We start from the raw sequence: 16,897 nt of genomic DNA on the forward strand, positions 1-16,897 counted from the left end.
ACAAAAAGAAGCCATAATGAAACAAGCGGTTCGAAGGCTCGAGAATCTTGGTTTTCAGGTAGCTCTCACCGCCTCGACAGCCTCGTAACCATCTTGATTTCACATAAATTCTATGAAGCACAGTTTTTAAAAAAACACTAAAGCTGGGCTTAGTTTCGTATTGCCAATTTTAGATCTATGCTATGTGAAATTTTCGGGGTAGTGCAACAAAGCTGCCGTTCAAAGCGGCAGCTTTATCCTGGTGTGCATTATTGCATTAACGTTCCCCGTTAGTTACTTGTAATTAATATGTTTGAACAAATGCTCCCTCCCAATATGAGTCGCCTGTCCAGTGCATACCAAAAACTTCCTAAAACCTTTCTTATTAGGTTGCAAATAATCTCCTCCAACAATGACCGATCGGCGTTACCGATAATCTCGTCACTGAATCTAATAATAGCAGGCAGATTCATTATGACATTCGCCTTTTTAGCCATTTTACGGTCAATCATACAAGCTTCCTCTTTTCGAGAGCGTATATTGCAATCGAGGAGGTGAGAACAATGCAGAAAAAGACTTTCGCAAAAAATCCAGGCGTTCGCAAAGCAGTTATCACCCAAACACTGCCTCAGCTGACACTTTGGAGCGACAACGAACAAAGAGGACGCCGCCTTCGCTTTCGCGGCAACCTGGGGGTGCGCTCCTTGGTGATCTTTAACTTCAACGATGTCCTGTCGAGCTTCGTGTTAACAGGCAATCGCAACAGCACCCTCGTGCTTTTCCAGGATATCAATTACCAAGGTCCCCGCAGGGTGTTTCGCGGCTCCATCGAAGTAGACAGCCTGCCTGACTTCAATGATCAGACATCTTCCTTCATCTTGTCGCGCCGCCGGCTGTCCAATGCCGAAATCGACCGTATTCAACGGCGCCGTGTCGCACCGGAAAACTTCGCCGAAGTTCTCGGAAACGGGACCGTTGCCATGAACGGAAAGAATGTAAAGCGTTAATTTGCACCAAGGACAATCTAGGCAGCGGCCCAGATTGTCCTTCTTTATTTCATGGAAGGGCTTTAATACTACGACCGTCAGGACTCTGAATTAACCTAGTGGTAATATAATGAAATGAATTATCGATATTCTCCTCCATAGTTTACTGAATTATTCTGCCCGTTAGCATAGCGAGGCTGCCGATCATCTCTGCGGCAGCCTCGTGGCGTGGTTTATTCAGCTATCGTAACCCGTTAGCGTAATGGGGTGCAGCACGTTGTTGAAAACGAAATATCGGATCCACCGCTATGCTTGCGCTTTTGCTTCTTTTAATATTCTCCCTTAATTACAAAAAACGAGCCTCGAATTGTTCCAGCTAGTTTAGACTTCTGTCTAGCAAACTTAAACTTCTTCTCTTCTAACTCCTTTGGTACCTCCATCCCTTCAGAAAGCTTAAAACCAACGGCCCGCTTCTTAGGGTCATCAACCGTATACAGGACGTTGACCGCTAGACCATCCTCATAAAAGACGAAGGTCCATTTAATATTTTCCACTTGAAAACGCGACGTTTCTAAAGGTTTGGCCGCAAACTCAATATCACGTTCTTCTTTCAAAATTCGGTTCACATAATCAAGGGTCTCCTGGCTTTCGCTAGCTGGTACCACCGTAAATTCATGCTTGTATTTGTTCATGAAGTAACGAGCTTCATTCGCACGCAAACCAGCAAGCGCATCTGCTACAGGTGAAGACTCTAAACCAAGCATAGACACATTTTTAAAATCAACGATATAGGACATATCCATCCCGCTCCTTTATCTCTTTGTTCCCTAACATTGGATTTACAATTCGACTAGTACTTGTTCAGGCTGTCCGCACATGCTCGTCCAGCCGTATTTTGCGCCTCCGACTCCTGTTCCTCCTTAAGAAGTTGATCCAGACGAACCATATTTTGTTTCCAAAATTTCTCGTAGTACGACAACCAATCCTGAAGCTCCTTCAGCGGTTCGAGATTGAGACGGTTTCGCGTCTCACGACCGACTTTACGCTCACTCACGAGGCCGGCTTCCTTCAATATCGTCAAATGCTTGGAGACTGCGGTGCGGCCCATCGCAAAATGCGGAGTCAACCGATTGAGCGGCAATTCATCCGCATCCGCCAGCAGTCGAATGATTTCACGCCGGGTCGGATCGGCCACGGCATAATAGACATCCCGTGTCTGTGCAACTGCGCTCATCATCACCCACTCCCTCGCATGAAATGAAATTACACCAAATGGTGCCTCTATTTTAGGACACTATATAGAGTCCCGTCAATAAGAAACATCCACCTTCTTTCCTATCAACCGTTTTCATGTGAAGATGAAAAAATACTATTGACACGACACCAAATGGTATCCTATACTCAGATGCGACACCAAATGGTATCCATTTTTATTGTGAGGTGGAAACAGATGAGCAAGATTGTCGGTGCGGAAACAACCGCGAAAGAAGAAACCCATTCCCGAGGAAGAGTTATCGCTTATTGGGTTACAACGGCGCTGCTTGCATTCGTTGTTGGGAGCGGAGGAATCGGGGATATAACCAATCAATGGGGGACACTCGAGACGGTGGAAATATTAGGGTACCCTGTGTACCTTCTGACCGTAATCGGGATTTGGAAAGTGCTGGGGGCGATAGCCATCCTCGTACCTAGTCTTCCGCGGATTAAAGAATGGGCATACGCCGGTATTTTCTTTGAAATGACGGGCGCTGCTGCATCACATGCATTCGTGGGGGACTACGGGGCTTATGCGTACCATATTTTTACCACCATTGGCTTTGCAGCCCTGGCACTCGTCTCGTGGGCGCTACGTCCGAAGAGCCGCAAACTTTAAGGTGGTGATGAGATTATCGGCGAGGCGATCTAAAAACAATCGAATTGCATCAAGCAACCGGCAATGTAGTCTGCGTAAAACTTATCTGACAAGGAGTTGATGTTATGCCAGCACGCATGAAAAACCCTGCAATGATCATTTCCGAAGCCATGAAGGCGATACAGTCTTTGAATTGGCGCGAGTCAAATTAATGGTTGCAGCGCTTGCGTGGAATCCGGTGCATTGTATGCCAAGAAGTCTGGAGAATCTAATGAGCGCTTATTTGCGGTTACAGCCTGGCGGGATTCACCGCGCTTTACGGACGCCGAACGTGCCGCTCTGGCGTTAACCGAAGCGATCACCAGGCTCAGTGATCGAGAAGACCCGATTCCGGACAAAATTTGGGATGAAGCAACCCGGCATTTTGACGAAACCGCCTTGGCTGCCCTGATTCTCTCGGTTGCTACAACCAACCTGTTTAATCGTCTCAACGTCACAACCAGACAAGTTGCGGGTTCTTGGGGTTGAATGCCGGTGCCAAGTTTTGTTTGAAAGAATTTTAGGAGGGGGTGTTATGAGCGAGAACGACAGGTTGCGAGATTTGTTTGCCGCGGTAGCGGATCCAACCAGACGTCGACTCATCCGTCTGTTGGCAGAAGCGGATGAGATCCCGCTTCATGAATTGACGGCACAATTTAAAATGGGCCGCACAGCGGTATCCAAGCATTTGACAATCCTTAAAGAGGCTGGGCTGGTGATTGACCGAAAAGTCGGCAGAGAACCGCGATTCAGGCTGAACGCCTCTCCACTTAAAGAATTTCAGGTCTGGGTGTCTTCCTACAACAAGTTCTGGAGCAAAGGCATGTTGGGATTGAAACTATTATTGGAGGATGAAGAAAAAAAGAGTGAAACCTTGATCATGGATTTTCAGTACAACACATCGATCGAGAAGGTTTGGTCCGCCTTGACCGATTCAAACAAGCTTGCCAAGTGGGTCATGGAAAATGATTTTAAACCCGAAGTAGGACACCGGTTTCAGTTTCGCACTCAGCCGGTCGAAGGGTGGAATGGAATTATTGACTGCGAAGTGCTGACTTTGGACGCACCTAATCGGTTGTCCTACACTTGGGTCAGCGGAGGACAGAATAACACAGTAACCTGGACTTTGCAGGACCTGGGGAACGGCAAGGTGAACCTTCATTTCGAACAATCCGGAATCACGAATGAGTATGTACTCGAAAACGCTAAGCATGGCTGGGCTGCAATGTGCGGTTCGCTTGAAAAGGTATTGGCTGAATAACCTCCTGCTTGATGCTGGAAAACATAAACCGGCTGCATGCCGTTTGCAGCCGGTTTATGTTTGTTTCGGACAATCTCATGGATACGGCTTCTAAATCATTATCGGTTGAGGAAGCGTTACCTTGATATGCAATCGTAGTCATATTTCCTCCTTAATTTCCTTGAATCATACCATTTGACTACTCAGCATTTTATCATATCATAGTCCACTTTTTATCCATCTTTTGGCACAAATAGTAACTGCCATTTTTCACGCGGCAGCTTGTTTATTGAGCTATAGTACTCAGTGAAATCAATTATTTAGAACGATTGCTTGTTTTTATAATTATTTAAGAGTTCTTCAACCAGTATCCCATTAATCTTCATACCTTTTAGTTCACAATCCAATATCTCTACATTGCTAAGGTCACAGTTTGAAATCTGGCTACCCCTTAGTTCACAATTCTCAAATCTTATTGGCTGACCTGCGGTTTTTGGATTGTAGTGGGGATCTCCTTCTTTAGGTATACCAATGTTACGTATATAGGCTCCACCCATTTGAGCTTCAGAAATTTCAAGATTGCTCAAATTAGCGTCCGAAATTTTAAACCCAGACATATTGACATCATTTAATGCCATCCCACTCATATTTGCATTATGAATTTGTGTCCTTACTAAACAAACATCATTAAAGTTTAAATCCTCTGCTTTAACCTTTTCAAACCTAGACCCAGAAATATCAGCCATTTCTAATTCTAATTTTTCCAGCTTCAAATTCATTCTTCAAAGTCCCCTTTCGCAGCTCATTGTTAATCTAACGATTGTATTTTCGACATTTAAGTCGGATTCCCTTTATTATCCATTTAAAAAACTGCTCGTTAGCGTAGCGAGTCTACCGAGCAATAGCTGCAGTTTTCGAAATACGAAGTGTCAAATCACGTCACGGGGATCTCAAAGCAATGGCGGATCGTCAAACGGCCATTAAAAAAAATTAACAAATTATTCAATATTATGGTATATAATGGATTTGACATCTTAAGAGAATCGTCCAGTCTATCATTCTGAATGAATCAAGGAGGTAGAATGAAATGATCTCAGGAAGAAACGCGAGGAAGAAAGCAAGCTGGATTGCGCTGGTTGCCTTGGGTACCGCGCTGGTCAGCGCCATCGGCGTCAACGCCGCAGCGCCGGACGTGCCCTTGCCGCAGGCGGCTTATGCTGCGGTTTCCGATCCGGTCGGCGGCATCCGGTTCTCCGACCCCGATCCGGTCGCCCCAGGCGTGACCTACCGGACGTTCCAGCTCACCACGTCGCACGGCTCGGCCTCCGGGCATCTGGTGAGCGTAGATCTGCGCAACCCGAAGGTCTCGCTGGAGCTCCTGCACCCGGATGCAGTGGCCAAGAAGGAGCGGATCTCGCAGATGGTGGGCCGGCAGGGCGCCGTCGCCGGGGTGAACGGCGACTTCTTCAACGTCAGCGAGACGCATGCCGGCGTTGCGCCGACCAACTCCGCAGTCGGACCGGAAATTTCGGGCAGCGAATCCCTGAAGTTCGCGGTGCCGAACAAGCAGCGTTTCGGTCCCAAGCTCCCTGACGGCACGTCCACCCGGAACGTCTTCGGCCTCGGCGTCGACGGTCGGGCCCGGGTATCCAGCTTAGCCTTGGACGGCGAGCTGAAGACCAAGGATGGCCGGATCACCATTAACGGCCTCAATCAATATGCGCTGCCGGAAGGCGGCATCGGCGTGTATACCCGCGACTGGGGGACCGCTTCCCGGGTCCGGCCGACCTGCGGCTCCGACACGAGCCGGAGCGCTCCTTGCAGCGGCGAGACGATGGAAGTCACGGTGCGGGACGGCGTCGTCGCTTCCGTGTACAGCAAGCCCGGCGCCGGCGCAATCCCAGACGACACGGTCGTGCTGGTCGGCCGGGAGCAAGGCGCCGCCATACTCGGCCAACTCCAGCCCGGCGACAAGTTGAAGGTCGACTACCGTCTCGTCGCCGAGGACCATCCGCGCTTCTTATTTGCGGTCGGCGGGTTTCCGATTCTCCGGGACGGCCAGCCGTTAGCCGGTATGGACGACCCGGCGCTGGCGCCGCGAACGTCGGCCGGGGTCAGCGCCGACGGCAAGCAGGTGTACCTGGCCGTAGTCGACGGCCGGATCGCCGCCAGCGTCGGCATGACCGTCAGCGAGCTGGCCGCGCTGATGCAGTCGTTCGGCGCCGTCGACGCGGTCAACCTGGACGGCGGCGGCTCGTCGACGCTCGTCACGCGGCAGTCGGAAGCGCCGGCGGCGACCGTGCGGAACGCGCCGTCCGACGGCTCTGAGCGCGCGGTAGCCAACGGGATCGGCGTGTTCGTCCGCGACTGACCCGGCCGAACGCCGGGGATGTGGAATCTCCCCGCGAGCTGCATAATGCGACCCGCTAACAGCATAACGCCCCCCGGAACAAATCCGGCGGGGCGTTTCTATTCTCGAGACGAGCTTATTACCGGCCCCTCGTTGACCACATCGCAATCAACGCCTGAACGTCGCTCGACAGCGTGCGCTTGGCTTCCGGAACGGCCTCCATGTTCTCCAGATGCTTGAGAAATCCAGCATATGCTTTGTCGGAATGCTCACGGTCGCCTTTGTTCAAATCGTTCGCGTGCTTGACGATCGCGTTGCCGATGCCGGCGCAAACGAGCTTCGCCGCTACGGGCAACACTGCCACACGGCGGTCAATTGCAGCAGCAGCTCGCCGATGATGCGCTCCGCGTCGGCGCTTTTTTCATGGTGAGAATTATTGCACTATCGTACTCCATAGCACAATGATTTACTTTATAAGATACGTTTCTCTCAATGTCTAAGGTTCCCTATTTTCCTCGCATGAGTTTAGCTGAAAACCCTTCAATTAATACACTCAATCCAAAACGAAATTCATTCTCCCAATTGGTTTTCGTGGTATAAGTAGCAAGGCGAATCATATTCGGAAATCGTTCTGCCGGTAGTTTTCGATAAAATTGGTCATATTGTTCGCCCAATTCTTCGAATGAAGAATGATGGTGCCTTGCAATTATGTGTAATTGCACCTCTTCGGCTGCAAAACCTTGCACGTAATTTTTCAGCATGGATGCGATCCATGGAACGTGGGGATCTGAAAAACCCGCTGAAACGAGTAATTGATACAGCCTTTCGATTTGGGTTAGCCGCTCGTAGCCCATTGCGATCATTTGATTGAACAACTCTACTGCATCCCGATGGGAGAGAAGAACCTTTCTGAACTGCCCCGCCCATTGATAAATCTGTTCTTGCCAGGAAAGGGACGTTTCCGGCCAAACTATTTCTCCGCTTATCCGGTCTGAAAGCAGCTGCATCAATTCTTCTTTGTCTTTGACATGATAGTAAAGGGATGCCGTTTTTACTTGTAATTTGTCCGCTATTTTCCTCATACTTAACTCTTTCAAGCCAATCTCGTCCAGTAAGAATAAGGCGGTTTCCAGGATTCGAGCCCGGTCAAGCGGAATATGTCTCGTGCCTTCTTCGGTTTCGTTGTTCAGTAGTGGGGTTGTTCGCCGTCTAGCCAATGCGTTCACCTCTTTCACTTGACAAGTATACCACATATTTGTATTCTAACATCATTAGATTATTCTAATAGGATTAGATTGTGAGGGGGCTTATAGTGTATAATGTGCGCGAAATTGCATATTTTACACTGCGGACAAGTAAAGGTCGATCAACGATAAGCCTTATAAAACTGAACATGCGGATGTTCCGCTCGTCGGATCAAGATCAGAAAAAGACCAGCTCCGGCTCCCTGTTATTGATTGAACGCCACAAGGAGATCTCCGATCGTCTATTCCGAGATATCGTGGAAAAATGGTTCTGCTCGGTTATACAAGTGATGGCGAAATGGCATTTCAATCTTTGCAATGGGTCGGTGAGTTTTCTCAAAGAGAGGAGATCATCAAATGAAACTTAACCATTTAAATTTATGTGTTTACGATCTGTCAGAGGCAATTATATTTTTTCAAAATCTTTTCGACTTTCAACTTTTAGATCAAAAAGGAGACTTCATTGCCGCGATGACCGACGGTCATGGGTTTAGCCTGGTTCTTAGCAAATTACGGTCCGACCAAAACGATGCAGCCCCTTACCCAAAAGACTTCCATCTAGGTTTCTATGTCGAAACGATGACCGAGGTTGACCATTTCTTTAAGAAACTTGCGGCAGCCGGCATTGCTTCGGAACATGAACCTAGAATGATAAGGGGCGGTTACACCCTATATTTCACGGCTCTGGGCGGAATTCTTTTTGAGGTAACATGCTATAACCTTCAGAAATGATTTGTTATAAGTTCAGATTCTATTTGAATTATGCCTACGACAAAAGTTGCCGTCGTACTCTCTTCTTCCTTGTATAAACAACGCGGCAGCTTTGCTGTGAATTATTTTGTAACTAACCCATTAAATTCTTGACCTTTGTGAAAGTAAAAGCATAGATCATATGGAACCACTTTCTTTCCATATAGCTTAAAACCAATCCTTTTGTATCCCATACAGATACATTCAATTTGTGAAGCCATATAATGCTTTCCATTCGTGGATATAACGATATCTTCACCAAGGGTGATATGAAGTGTGGTAAAAAAACGGCGCATCACTATAGCCCGATAATGATCGAGAGGGAAAGCATCATTAGAACATTGACGAATATAAAAATGGTGCCTCTATTGCTTAAAATATTAAGAAAAAAACAACCTTCAAGTATTATATACGGCGCTATGTTATTAATGGCTCTTGGATAAAGTTTACATATCGCACGCCTCTCTCCACAAGGTCCTTGGGACCATTGCCTATTCCCAATAACTTTGTTCCAAACCGCATCACTCTTAAGTACATCATAGTCAGCCGGTTTCTCCGTATCAAAATCCCACAAAAAGGAGATTATGCAGGTACCTAAAGATATGCTATTTAAATTCTCATGCCTATGCATAACTCTATCCCTCCCGACATAACCGTCTTTGTCGCAGCCGTTAGTATAACGTTAACCCTTTTTCTAAAACTGGCTCAGTTTCAATCAGGGTGGTCTTAGTTCCGGACCTGCTTTTCTCTCAAACACCATCGTATTTATTTCCTCCCCACTCTATAATAAAATAGATATACGCCTATGACCCACGAACTAGTGATTCATCGGCGTCCGTCTGCATCGCGGTGGCGAATTTACAGGATTACTCATTTTCTATTTTTAGCAAGGAGTCTTGCAATGCGTTCTTCTACTATAAATGACGAGCTATGGCACAAGATGCTCGAACAGGTGGCTAAAACCTTTACGGAGGTCACCCTAAGCCGGGGTTTCACTTATTTTAAACAGCAGCGCGTAGAAGACCTACGCCTGACTGAAAACCATATGATTCACGCAAGAGTAACAGGTTCAGAGGATTACGCGGTTACGCTCAATCTGGACAATCTCAGCTCCTACTCCTGTACTTGTCCGGCGCCTCCGCCTTGCAAGCATTTGGCCGCAGTGATGATGGAGCTGGCCGATCGTTACGGCTATCCCTCTTCCCATATTATGAATGCCAAGCATCATCTTGAGCGGGCGGAGGTACGCTCCTCCTCCTTAGTATGGCTTGAGCAGTTGCCTGACGTCGATGTATCCGAGTGGCATACCTTTTTAAATCAATACACAGCTCATATTAAGCAGTCCTATGACCCTGGCATCTATTTGAACCTGCTAAGGGATCAGCTTCAAGCGATGCGTAAAGCTTCTAATCCGTTATCCGACATCGACCAGAAGTTTTTTGAGCTGCATCAGGAGCTGTTTATGGTCCGGAAGCTGAAGGACTTGAGCGCTCAAAGCAGCGTTGCCTACTTCACCTCCCACGTGTTGACCCGGGCGTACGATAACATTCACGCTTGGCTTTCGCAAGCCTCCGAACACTTCAACTTCACGCTTTCTCCGGAGCGCCTTAAACAAACCTTAGCTTACTTGAGAGTACAAATGGCTGAGGAAAAAGACAAAGACTATCTTCATTTCCGCATTTATGCGGCATTATGGCAGCAAGAGATAGCCCCTCAGCCGGATGCGGGACAATGGGTAACTCATGAATTAAGCGATATCAACAGCCAGTCGACAGGTGATGCCAAATCCATCGGATGCTCCATGGTGAAGGCTTACTTACTCATCAGTCAATCCAGAAATGAAGAGGCTTGGACTGCTTTGGAAACCGGTGGCGCGCTAAAGGACGCTCCGACGAGTCTGCTAATTGTTTTCCTTCAGCAGCTTGCCAAAGCCGGGAATTGGCGGGACCTGCTCGGATGGTTGATCAAGTCGGCCCCGACCTTCAACAGTCGCTTGAATAATGATATGAATAGCTATATGAATTATTGGAAAATGACGGCGGCGCATTTACCTGAAGCCGAGGAGCATTGGTGGAAGGTACTCAAGGACATGCTGCCCCTCTCCTCCCATCTCATCGAGGAAGCGCTATATGAGCAGCGGAAATGGAAAGCATGGATCGAAATGCAAATACATCAAGGCCATGGTCCCTTCTACCATCGGGTCAGTGTGCTGCAGCCGATCGAAAAGGAGGCGCCCGAGCTCCTTCTGCCGTACTACCACCAAGCGATCGCCCACCATGTGTCGCTTAAAAACCGGCAGGACTACAAATTAACGGTGAAGCTTCTGAAGCGACTCCAGAAGGTTTACAAAAAAATGAAGGCGGTAGAGCGCTGGGATCTTTTCTTCCACGATTTTGTGGAGCGGCACAGCCGGCTGCGTGCGCTGCAGGAGGAAATTAAGAAAGGAAAGCTTATGGAATGAATATAAGATTTTACAATATCAACTTGCATATTATGCTGACGGACAGCGGAGATGCCTTGCTGTGGGGATATGACAATGGTTTCGAGATGCCCGGCGATAAATTACGCAAGCTGTTATTCGCGTGGCACGAACCCTCCTGCTACGGCACTTTGCTGGAGCTGCAGCAGGCTGGAGAGCTGACGGTGACGGTCTTGCCTTCGAAGATGGTGCTCCTGTTCTTCTCCGAGCTGAATGTTATGGAAATTGTTGAGTGGGAGGGCGGCGAGCCGGCGGTCAAGGCATGGCTTCATGCCGCACCGAACATTTATAGAGCAGCCAAGGCGAGGCGTTATGTGCCGAGCTACCGTGCTTTTCGGTGCGGCAAGCTGGAGTGGACATGGGATGCTGAAGCCGACGAGCTCAAGGAAGTGGATTGGGATGCGCTTAAAGGCATAGACGCATCCGGCGGGGAGCTGTCTGGCTTGCGTGCCGCCTTCTCCGCTGCGGTATCCGCGCTGCACTATGCCGATGACCTCTCCAAGGCTGAGCTTCGCAGCGAGTACCCGGCGCTGTTCGAGCAGGCGCCTGCTTCCGCCGCGCTAACGGAGGAGGAATGGCTTGCCCTGCTTGGCTGGAGGCCGGACACGGCTCCCTTCCGCCCCGCCCTGCAGTTGCTGGAGCCCGACGAGGAGCATTACGACTGGCGCCTTCGCTTGGTGCTTCAGGATAAAAGCGAGGGCTCGGCGCTTGTCCCCATCCGTCTGATGGCAGACGGACAAGCTTACGGCATATGGGTCAGTGATTGGGGACCCTACATCGGCGAGCGCTCCCAGGGCTGGGCGGCGAGACTGCGCGAGGCACTGCCATATGCATTAAACGGCGATGAGCTGTTCTCCCAGCCGATCAGCGATGAAGACGCTTGGCGATTCCTGAGCACCGACAGTCGCCAACTGTTAAGTGAAGGCTGGAACGTCATGCTGCCCGGCTGGTGGGAGGCAGCCTCGAAGCGGAGGCCGCGACTTCGCGCGCGCGTTTCGGAGAATGCCGGCGGCGAAGCCCAGTCGTCGCTCTTCGGTCTGAACGCCCTCGTCGATTTTGACTGGCGGATCGCTATAGGGAATATGGACCTGAATGAGGAAGAATTCGCGGAGCTGCTCAGCCGCAAGGAACGGCTGATCCGCTTCCGCGGGGAATGGGTCTATCTGGACCCGGCACTGCTGAAGCAAATTCAAAGGCTTATGAGCAGTACGAACCCGGAGGAAGGGCTGTCCCTGCAGGATGTCCTTCAGCTGCATCTGCTGAGCGAACAGGAGGTGGACACCTCCTCTTCCAAAAGGAACGCATCTAAAGCCGATGAACCATCGGAAGATGATGAAGAGAGGGTGCAGCTGGAGATCGAGCTAAACGCACATCTCTTGGCGCTAATACGTCAGCTAGAGAAGCCGTCGCAGCTAGTGGAGCTCCCCGTGCCGGAAGGGCTTCGCGCCGAGTTGCGCAGCTACCAGCGCGAAGGCTTCACGTGGCTAAGCTTCTTAAGAAGGTTCGGGCTCGGCGCGTGCCTGGCCGACGACATGGGACTTGGCAAAACCGTCCAGTTCATCACGTATTTGCTGTATCACAAGCCGGTCTCCGACTCCCCCGCCCTGCTGATCTGTCCAACCTCCGTACTCGGCAACTGGCAGAAGGAGCTTGCTCGGTTCGCCCCTGAGCTTGAGGTCATGCTCCATTATGGGAAGGGCCGCTTAAGCGGTGAGGCGCTCAAGGAAGCCTTGAAGCAGATCGACGTTGTCATTACGTCCTATACAACCGCTTTATCCGACCAGGAGACCTTGCAGGATATCGTCTGGAGCTCCCTGTGTTTAGACGAGGCCCAGAACATTAAGAACGCGCAAAACAAGCAATCCATCGCTGTCCGCTCATTCCAAGCGAAGCACCGCGTTGCCCTAACGGGAACGCCGATAGAAAACCGGCTGTCCGAGCTTTGGTCGATATACGATTTCCTAAACCCCGGCTATCTCGGGAACCAACGGGGGTTTCAGCACCGGTTTTCGGGTCCTATCGAGAAGCATCAGGATGAGGAAAAAACGGCCCAACTCCGAAGACTCGTCAAGCCTTTCATGCTGCGTCGCAAAAAGAAGGATCCCGCGATCCAGCTGGACCTGCCCGACAAGCAGGAGATGAAGGTGTATATTAACCTGACCCCTGAGCAGGGAGCGCTTTACGAGCAGACGGTCAAGGAATTGATGGAGCGAGTGAGAAATCTGGAAGGCATGGAGCGCAAAGGAGCAATCTTAGGCGCGCTGACCCAGCTCAAGCAGCTGTGCAACCACCCCGTTTTGCTGACGAAGGAAGCCGGACTTGCCGTGGAGGTGCTGCAATCGGCAGTGGCGCGGGAGGCATTCATCTCACGTTCAGCCAAGCTGGAGCGGCTCATAGCCATGGTCGGCGAGCTCCGTGATGAGGGCGACTCCTGCTTGATCTTCACTCAGTACGTAGGTATGGGCCGAATACTTACCGACATCCTTCAGGCGGAGCGCGGAGAACCGGTTCTGTACCTGAATGGCAGCACCTCCAAGGCGGGTCGCGATAATATGATCGAGACCTTTCAAGCGGAAGGCGGTACGGGGCCGGGAATCTTCGTTCTGTCGCTGAAGGCGGGAGGCGTCGGCCTGAACCTGACGGCGGCCAACCATGTGTTCCACTTCGACCGCTGGTGGAATCCCGCTGTTGAGAACCAAGCAACCGATCGCGCCTACCGAATAGGTCAGAAGCGGAACGTGCAGGTGCATAAGTTTATATCTTTCGGTACGCTGGAGGAGAAGATCGACGACATGCTTGAGAGCAAAATGAGCTTGAGCGAAAATGTCATCTCCACCTCCGAGAGCTGGATTACCGAGTTTACCAACGAGGAGCTGCACGAACTGTTTGCGCTTCGCTAGGCACCGTAGCAATATAAACGAAGTGTCCTCGAGGATGCTGCGGGCGATTTGCCCAGCAAACCCATAAAGCCTCCCGTCGCCGGGAGGCTTTATGGGCTACAACAAACATAATTACCCCCAAATCGCATTCAACAAGAAAGTTACACCTCAAAATCAGCTACATATTACATAAAGCTTCTCAGCCATGCTTGCATGTTGGCGGGAATTGCTGTAATATAAGAACTCTGGTCGATGTTAATAATCACAGTGCTCGATTATACTTTCGCGGGGTGGAGCAGCCCGGTAGCTCGTCGGGCTCATAACCCGAAGGCCGCAGGTTCAAATCCTGCCCCCGCAACCAACTTTCAATTCAAGCTCGTCACATAAATAGAAATGCCTTCAATCCACGATCAGTGGTTTGAAGGCATTTTTGCATTACCCTAGTGCCTGATTTTTCTCGAAAAATCACTTGAGCGATCTACGTTAAATTATATTCAGCTATCGTTATCCGTTTAGCACAATGCTTTCCGCGTTTGCTGGAAAGAGAAACTGTACCATCAATAATAGCTCACTCACTTCGTTCTATTGCGCTTGTATAGCATATAAGAATAAAACACAGGAATGATAGAAGCAATTAAAATCACGATTAAAAATACGAGTACTGCTGCTAAGCCGCTAAAGAACAATGTAATCAAGGAGGTTACTCCACCGATCATCATTAGGGGACCTGCTAACCTATGGGTTTTCCTCCATATTTCTTCATTAGCAAGCGTCCACGGTGTTCGTATTCCAAACATATAATTATGCTTAACTTGGGTTAAGTAGTTGCCCATGATAGCGAAGAAAAGACCTATAACGAACATGACCACCTTAGTCATGTCGACATGATTTCCCAAATTGTAGGCGATGATCATCCAACCTATTACAGTTAACAGTATAGTGACACCAACTCGAGATACTTCAAATGCTTTTGAAAACTGTCTATAATTTGCTCTCTTGGGGTCGACGTAACGTGCAACACGCATTAAAACCGGCAATAAACCAAGTAAAATAAGAGTGATGATTAGCGCTCCTCTACTCATGGTTCCATTCACTTCGTTATCAACTCCAAAGTGTGTAGCCATCGTTTCCGGAAGTTGGTTATAAAAAAGCAATGCCCCGAATGCCGGCGAAATACTAAGCAAAATAAGAACGATTTCTCTCATTACCTTCATCAGTTTTTTTCCTCACTTTTGTTTAAAATATTGAACATCCATCCGATAACATCTTCTACAACTGTCGTATGCAGTGTATAAATAATGTTTTGCCCTTGCCTTTCGTCTAGGACCAAGCCAGCCTGCTTAAGCAAGTTCAAGTGATGAGAAATGCTTGGCTTGCTGATCTGGAAATGTTCGGATATTTCCCCGGCACTCATACTTTTGTCCCGTAACAGCTGTAAAATTTGCCGACGAGTCGGATCCGATAATGCTTTAAAAGCATCGTTCACAAGAATCACCACCACATTTCAATATTTAGATAAATTTCTAAGTTTCTAATTATAGATTACACATATATTGATTGAATGTCAACAAGCCACTATCCAACCTCTTGCCAATTGCACCTACATGACCTTTACAGTCTCCTTCAACCGTGGATTCAAAAATATTTTATTGCTTCGACAGACTAAAATATGTATTTTTTGTTGACTTAAACCATGGTTTAAGTCGTATCATATTCCTGTCGACATCGAAAGATAAAATTTGGAGGTCTCCAGATGAAGTATTGTTCAATTAGCGAAGCTTCAGCTAAGTTCAATATTCCAGAATCCACGTTACGTTATTATGAAAAAAAAGGACTACTACCATTAATCGAGCGTGATGAAGCCGGCAGGAGGCTATTTTCAGAAGATCAGATTGCGCTCCTTGAAACCGTTATTTGTTTAAAAAACACGCATATGCCAATAAGCGGTATTAAGCAATATATTGATTTGGTAGTGGAAGGAGATAACACCATAGAACTCCGACTTGAAATGATGAAGAATCACAGGCAGGCCGTGCTCGCTGAAATTTCGTTGATGACAGAATCCTTGAAAGGGATTGATGTAAAAATTACACGTTATACAAACGTACCCAGGAAAGAAAAGTAGAATGAGATGAATTCAGGTTTTGCTTAGCGCTAGTTTAATACAAATCTAGAAAGGCATAATAAATTTGTTTTTATTAAGTTAAAAAAATGGAGAAGAGGAAATAATATAATGAAACTTTCAGGAAATACAATACTTATTACAGGCGGAAGTTCTGGAATAGGATTAGCTTTCGCAGAACGCTTTATAAAAGCTGGAAATAAAGTCATTATTTCTGGACGACGCGAAAATGTACTTCAAAATGTGAAAGAAAAATTCCCAAGCCTTATTACGCGTGTAAGTGATTTGGATATTGAATTCGAGCGTGTAGCATTGTTTGATTGGGTAACAGCGAACTATCCAGAAGTGAATGTGTTAGTTAACAATGCGGGGGTCCAACAACGCTTTAATGTGTTAAAAGCGGATACGAGAAACAATTGGAGTTATTTCAGTAAAGAAATTACAACCAACATGGAAGCACCTTTACATCTCTCTATGCTGTTCGCTCCATTTTTTGCAACAAAAGAAGAGGGAACTATCATTAACGTGACATCTGGGTTAGCCTTTACACCGTTTGCGATAGCTCCAATTTATTCAGCAACGAAAGCGGCGCTTCATTCATTTACAATGAGTCTAAGACACCAGCTTTCCGATACGTCTGTTGAAGTAATAGAAGTTGCTCCTCCGGCAGTGAATACAGGTTTAGGCGGAGTGGGGTTGCATACGCATGGAGAACCATTAGATGCCTTCGCAGATGGAATTTTCAAAGGATTAGAAGAAGGTAAAAAGGAAATTGGATATGGCACTTCTGTGAATCGCTTACGCATGTCACGAGATGAAGTCGACGAACACGTAGAAAATATGTATAAGGCAACGAAAGACACAATTGAATAACTACGCTTACCGAAAAAGGTGCTACCATTGTATAGGTGCTTTTCCGAAATTAAATCAAAATGACAGTTGTTTTGACTTCGTATTGGCATATAAAAAAGCAAAGC

The 16,897-nt window shown here is 48.1% G+C and carries 17 protein-coding genes, 1 tRNA gene and 1 pseudogene; 12 read left to right on the top strand and 7 right to left on the bottom strand.

Going from position 1 to position 16,897, the window contains the following annotated elements:
* The first annotated feature begins 542 nt into the window (after positions 1-542).
* Complete coding sequence (locus ACFQI7_RS24800; RefSeq protein WP_230415044.1) at positions 543-986, top strand: hypothetical protein; 444 nt, start codon at positions 543-545, stop codon at positions 984-986.
* Between the two features lie 308 nt (positions 987-1,294).
* Here the strand turns inward: ACFQI7_RS24800 and ACFQI7_RS24805 are convergent, their stop codons facing one another.
* A complete protein-coding gene (locus ACFQI7_RS24805) occupies positions 1,295-1,762 on the bottom strand; it encodes a phage tail protein (RefSeq protein ID WP_218099658.1) in 468 nt (155 codons plus the stop codon).
* A 53-nt stretch (positions 1,763-1,815) separates the two neighbouring features.
* A complete protein-coding gene (locus tag ACFQI7_RS24810; protein ID WP_218099659.1) occupies positions 1,816-2,199 on the bottom strand; it encodes an ArsR/SmtB family transcription factor in 384 nt (127 codons plus the stop codon).
* A 216-nt stretch (positions 2,200-2,415) separates the two neighbouring features.
* On the opposite strand from ACFQI7_RS24810, the gene ACFQI7_RS24815 reads away from it, so the two are divergent.
* The 4 genes and pseudogenes from ACFQI7_RS24815 (at position 2,416) to ACFQI7_RS24830 (ending at position 4,117) form a co-directional block, all read left to right on the top strand.
* Complete coding sequence (locus ACFQI7_RS24815; protein WP_218099660.1) at positions 2,416-2,838, top strand: DoxX family protein; 423 nt, start codon at positions 2,416-2,418, stop codon at positions 2,836-2,838.
* 207 nt (positions 2,839-3,045) lie between these two features.
* Positions 3,046-3,345, top strand: coding sequence for a carboxymuconolactone decarboxylase family protein (locus tag ACFQI7_RS24820; protein WP_218099661.1), 300 nt, complete (start codon positions 3,046-3,048; stop codon positions 3,343-3,345).
* Between the two features lie 46 nt (positions 3,346-3,391).
* A pseudogene (locus tag ACFQI7_RS24825) lies at positions 3,392-3,718 on the top strand (ArsR/SmtB family transcription factor); the annotation flags it as partial.
* An 18-nt stretch (positions 3,719-3,736) separates the two neighbouring features.
* Positions 3,737-4,117, top strand: a complete 381-nt coding sequence (locus ACFQI7_RS24830; protein ID WP_329958244.1) for an SRPBCC family protein — start codon at positions 3,737-3,739, stop codon at positions 4,115-4,117.
* A 299-nt stretch (positions 4,118-4,416) separates the two neighbouring features.
* Here ACFQI7_RS24830 and ACFQI7_RS24835 read toward each other — a convergent pair whose 3' ends face one another.
* Positions 4,417-4,875: a pentapeptide repeat-containing protein gene (locus ACFQI7_RS24835; protein ID WP_218099663.1), complete on the bottom strand. Its 459-nt coding sequence runs from the start codon at positions 4,873-4,875 to the stop codon at positions 4,417-4,419.
* 308 nt (positions 4,876-5,183) lie between these two features.
* Here ACFQI7_RS24835 and ACFQI7_RS24840 point away from each other — a divergent pair, with 308 nt between their 5' ends.
* Complete coding sequence (locus ACFQI7_RS24840; protein ID WP_218099664.1) at positions 5,184-6,467, top strand: phosphodiester glycosidase family protein; 1,284 nt, start codon at positions 5,184-5,186, stop codon at positions 6,465-6,467.
* Between the two features lie 118 nt (positions 6,468-6,585).
* Here ACFQI7_RS24840 and ACFQI7_RS24845 read toward each other — a convergent pair whose 3' ends face one another.
* The gene (locus ACFQI7_RS24845) at positions 6,586-6,810 is read right to left on the bottom strand and encodes a hypothetical protein (protein ID WP_218099665.1); all 225 of its coding nucleotides are present in this window, start codon (positions 6,808-6,810) and stop codon (positions 6,586-6,588) included.
* A 142-nt stretch (positions 6,811-6,952) separates the two neighbouring features.
* Positions 6,953-7,663 (bottom strand): TetR/AcrR family transcriptional regulator C-terminal domain-containing protein, encoded by a 711-nt coding sequence (locus tag ACFQI7_RS24850; RefSeq protein ID WP_218099666.1) that lies wholly within the window; start codon positions 7,661-7,663, stop codon positions 6,953-6,955.
* A 384-nt stretch (positions 7,664-8,047) separates the two neighbouring features.
* Between ACFQI7_RS24850 and ACFQI7_RS24855 the strand changes: the two genes are divergently transcribed.
* The 4 genes from ACFQI7_RS24855 to ACFQI7_RS24870 all read left to right on the top strand — a co-directional run bounded on the left by ACFQI7_RS24855 (position 8,048) and on the right by ACFQI7_RS24870 (position 14,159).
* Positions 8,048-8,422, top strand: coding sequence for a VOC family protein (locus ACFQI7_RS24855; protein WP_218099667.1), 375 nt, complete (start codon positions 8,048-8,050; stop codon positions 8,420-8,422).
* Between the two features lie 919 nt (positions 8,423-9,341).
* Positions 9,342-10,901 carry an SWIM zinc finger family protein gene (locus ACFQI7_RS24860; protein WP_218099668.1) on the top strand — a complete coding sequence of 520 codons (1,560 nt, stop codon included), beginning with the start codon at positions 9,342-9,344 and terminating at the stop codon, positions 10,899-10,901.
* On the top strand, positions 10,898-13,819 hold the full coding sequence (locus tag ACFQI7_RS24865; protein ID WP_218099669.1) for a DEAD/DEAH box helicase: 2,922 nt from the start codon (positions 10,898-10,900) through the stop codon (positions 13,817-13,819). Before ACFQI7_RS24860 ends, ACFQI7_RS24865 begins: the two co-directional genes overlap by 4 nt.
* 263 nt (positions 13,820-14,082) lie before the next feature.
* A tRNA-Met gene (locus ACFQI7_RS24870) sits at positions 14,083-14,159 on the top strand.
* A 211-nt stretch (positions 14,160-14,370) separates the two neighbouring features.
* Here the strand turns inward: ACFQI7_RS24870 and ACFQI7_RS24875 are convergent.
* Positions 14,371-15,012: an SdpI family protein gene (locus tag ACFQI7_RS24875; RefSeq protein ID WP_218099670.1), complete on the bottom strand. Its 642-nt coding sequence runs from the start codon at positions 15,010-15,012 to the stop codon at positions 14,371-14,373.
* Positions 15,012-15,284, bottom strand: coding sequence for an autorepressor SdpR family transcription factor (locus ACFQI7_RS24880; protein WP_218099671.1), 273 nt, complete (start codon positions 15,282-15,284; stop codon positions 15,012-15,014). Before ACFQI7_RS24880 ends, ACFQI7_RS24875 begins: the two co-directional genes overlap by 1 nt.
* 267 nt (positions 15,285-15,551) lie before the next feature.
* Here ACFQI7_RS24880 and ACFQI7_RS24885 point away from each other — a divergent pair, with 267 nt between their 5' ends.
* Both ACFQI7_RS24885 and ACFQI7_RS24890 read left to right on the top strand, forming a co-directional pair.
* Positions 15,552-15,923 carry a MerR family transcriptional regulator gene (locus ACFQI7_RS24885; RefSeq protein WP_218099672.1) on the top strand — a complete coding sequence of 124 codons (372 nt, stop codon included), beginning with the start codon at positions 15,552-15,554 and terminating at the stop codon, positions 15,921-15,923.
* 108 nt (positions 15,924-16,031) lie between these two features.
* The gene (locus tag ACFQI7_RS24890; RefSeq protein ID WP_218099673.1) at positions 16,032-16,793 is read left to right on the top strand and encodes an SDR family oxidoreductase; all 762 of its coding nucleotides are present in this window, start codon (positions 16,032-16,034) and stop codon (positions 16,791-16,793) included.
* The last annotated feature ends 104 nt before the right edge of the window (positions 16,794-16,897 follow it).

This window comes from Paenibacillus allorhizosphaerae (genome assembly GCF_042659105.1).
In the GTDB taxonomy this organism is placed as follows: Bacteria; Bacillota; Bacilli; order Paenibacillales; family NBRC-103111; genus Paenibacillus_G; species Paenibacillus_G allorhizosphaerae.

What these genes read in the sequence shown, in the direction of transcription:
- ACFQI7_RS24855 (WP_218099667.1), top strand. Translation starts at nt 8,048, where the DNA reads ATGAAACTTAACCATTTAAATTTATGTGTTTACGATCTGTCAGAGGCA.
- ACFQI7_RS24860 (WP_218099668.1), top strand. Translation starts at nt 9,342, where the DNA reads ATGCGTTCTTCTACTATAAATGACGAGCTATGGCACAAGATGCTCGAA.
- ACFQI7_RS24830 (WP_329958244.1), top strand. Translation starts at nt 3,737, where the DNA reads ATGGATTTTCAGTACAACACATCGATCGAGAAGGTTTGGTCCGCCTTG.
- ACFQI7_RS24815 (WP_218099660.1), top strand. Translation starts at nt 2,416, where the DNA reads ATGAGCAAGATTGTCGGTGCGGAAACAACCGCGAAAGAAGAAACCCAT.
- ACFQI7_RS24865 (WP_218099669.1), top strand. Translation starts at nt 10,898, where the DNA reads ATGAATATAAGATTTTACAATATCAACTTGCATATTATGCTGACGGAC.
- ACFQI7_RS24840 (WP_218099664.1), top strand. Translation starts at nt 5,184, where the DNA reads ATGATCTCAGGAAGAAACGCGAGGAAGAAAGCAAGCTGGATTGCGCTG.
- ACFQI7_RS24805 (WP_218099658.1), bottom strand. Translation starts at nt 1,762, where the DNA reads ATGTCCTATATCGTTGATTTTAAAAATGTGTCTATGCTTGGTTTAGAG.
- ACFQI7_RS24890 (WP_218099673.1), top strand. Translation starts at nt 16,032, where the DNA reads ATGAAACTTTCAGGAAATACAATACTTATTACAGGCGGAAGTTCTGGA.
- ACFQI7_RS24875 (WP_218099670.1), bottom strand. Translation starts at nt 15,012, where the DNA reads ATGAAGGTAATGAGAGAAATCGTTCTTATTTTGCTTAGTATTTCGCCG.
- ACFQI7_RS24810 (WP_218099659.1), bottom strand. Translation starts at nt 2,199, where the DNA reads ATGAGCGCAGTTGCACAGACACGGGATGTCTATTATGCCGTGGCCGAT.
- ACFQI7_RS24885 (WP_218099672.1), top strand. Translation starts at nt 15,552, where the DNA reads ATGAAGTATTGTTCAATTAGCGAAGCTTCAGCTAAGTTCAATATTCCA.
- ACFQI7_RS24800 (WP_230415044.1), top strand. Translation starts at nt 543, where the DNA reads ATGCAGAAAAAGACTTTCGCAAAAAATCCAGGCGTTCGCAAAGCAGTT.
- ACFQI7_RS24835 (WP_218099663.1), bottom strand. Translation starts at nt 4,875, where the DNA reads ATGAATTTGAAGCTGGAAAAATTAGAATTAGAAATGGCTGATATTTCT.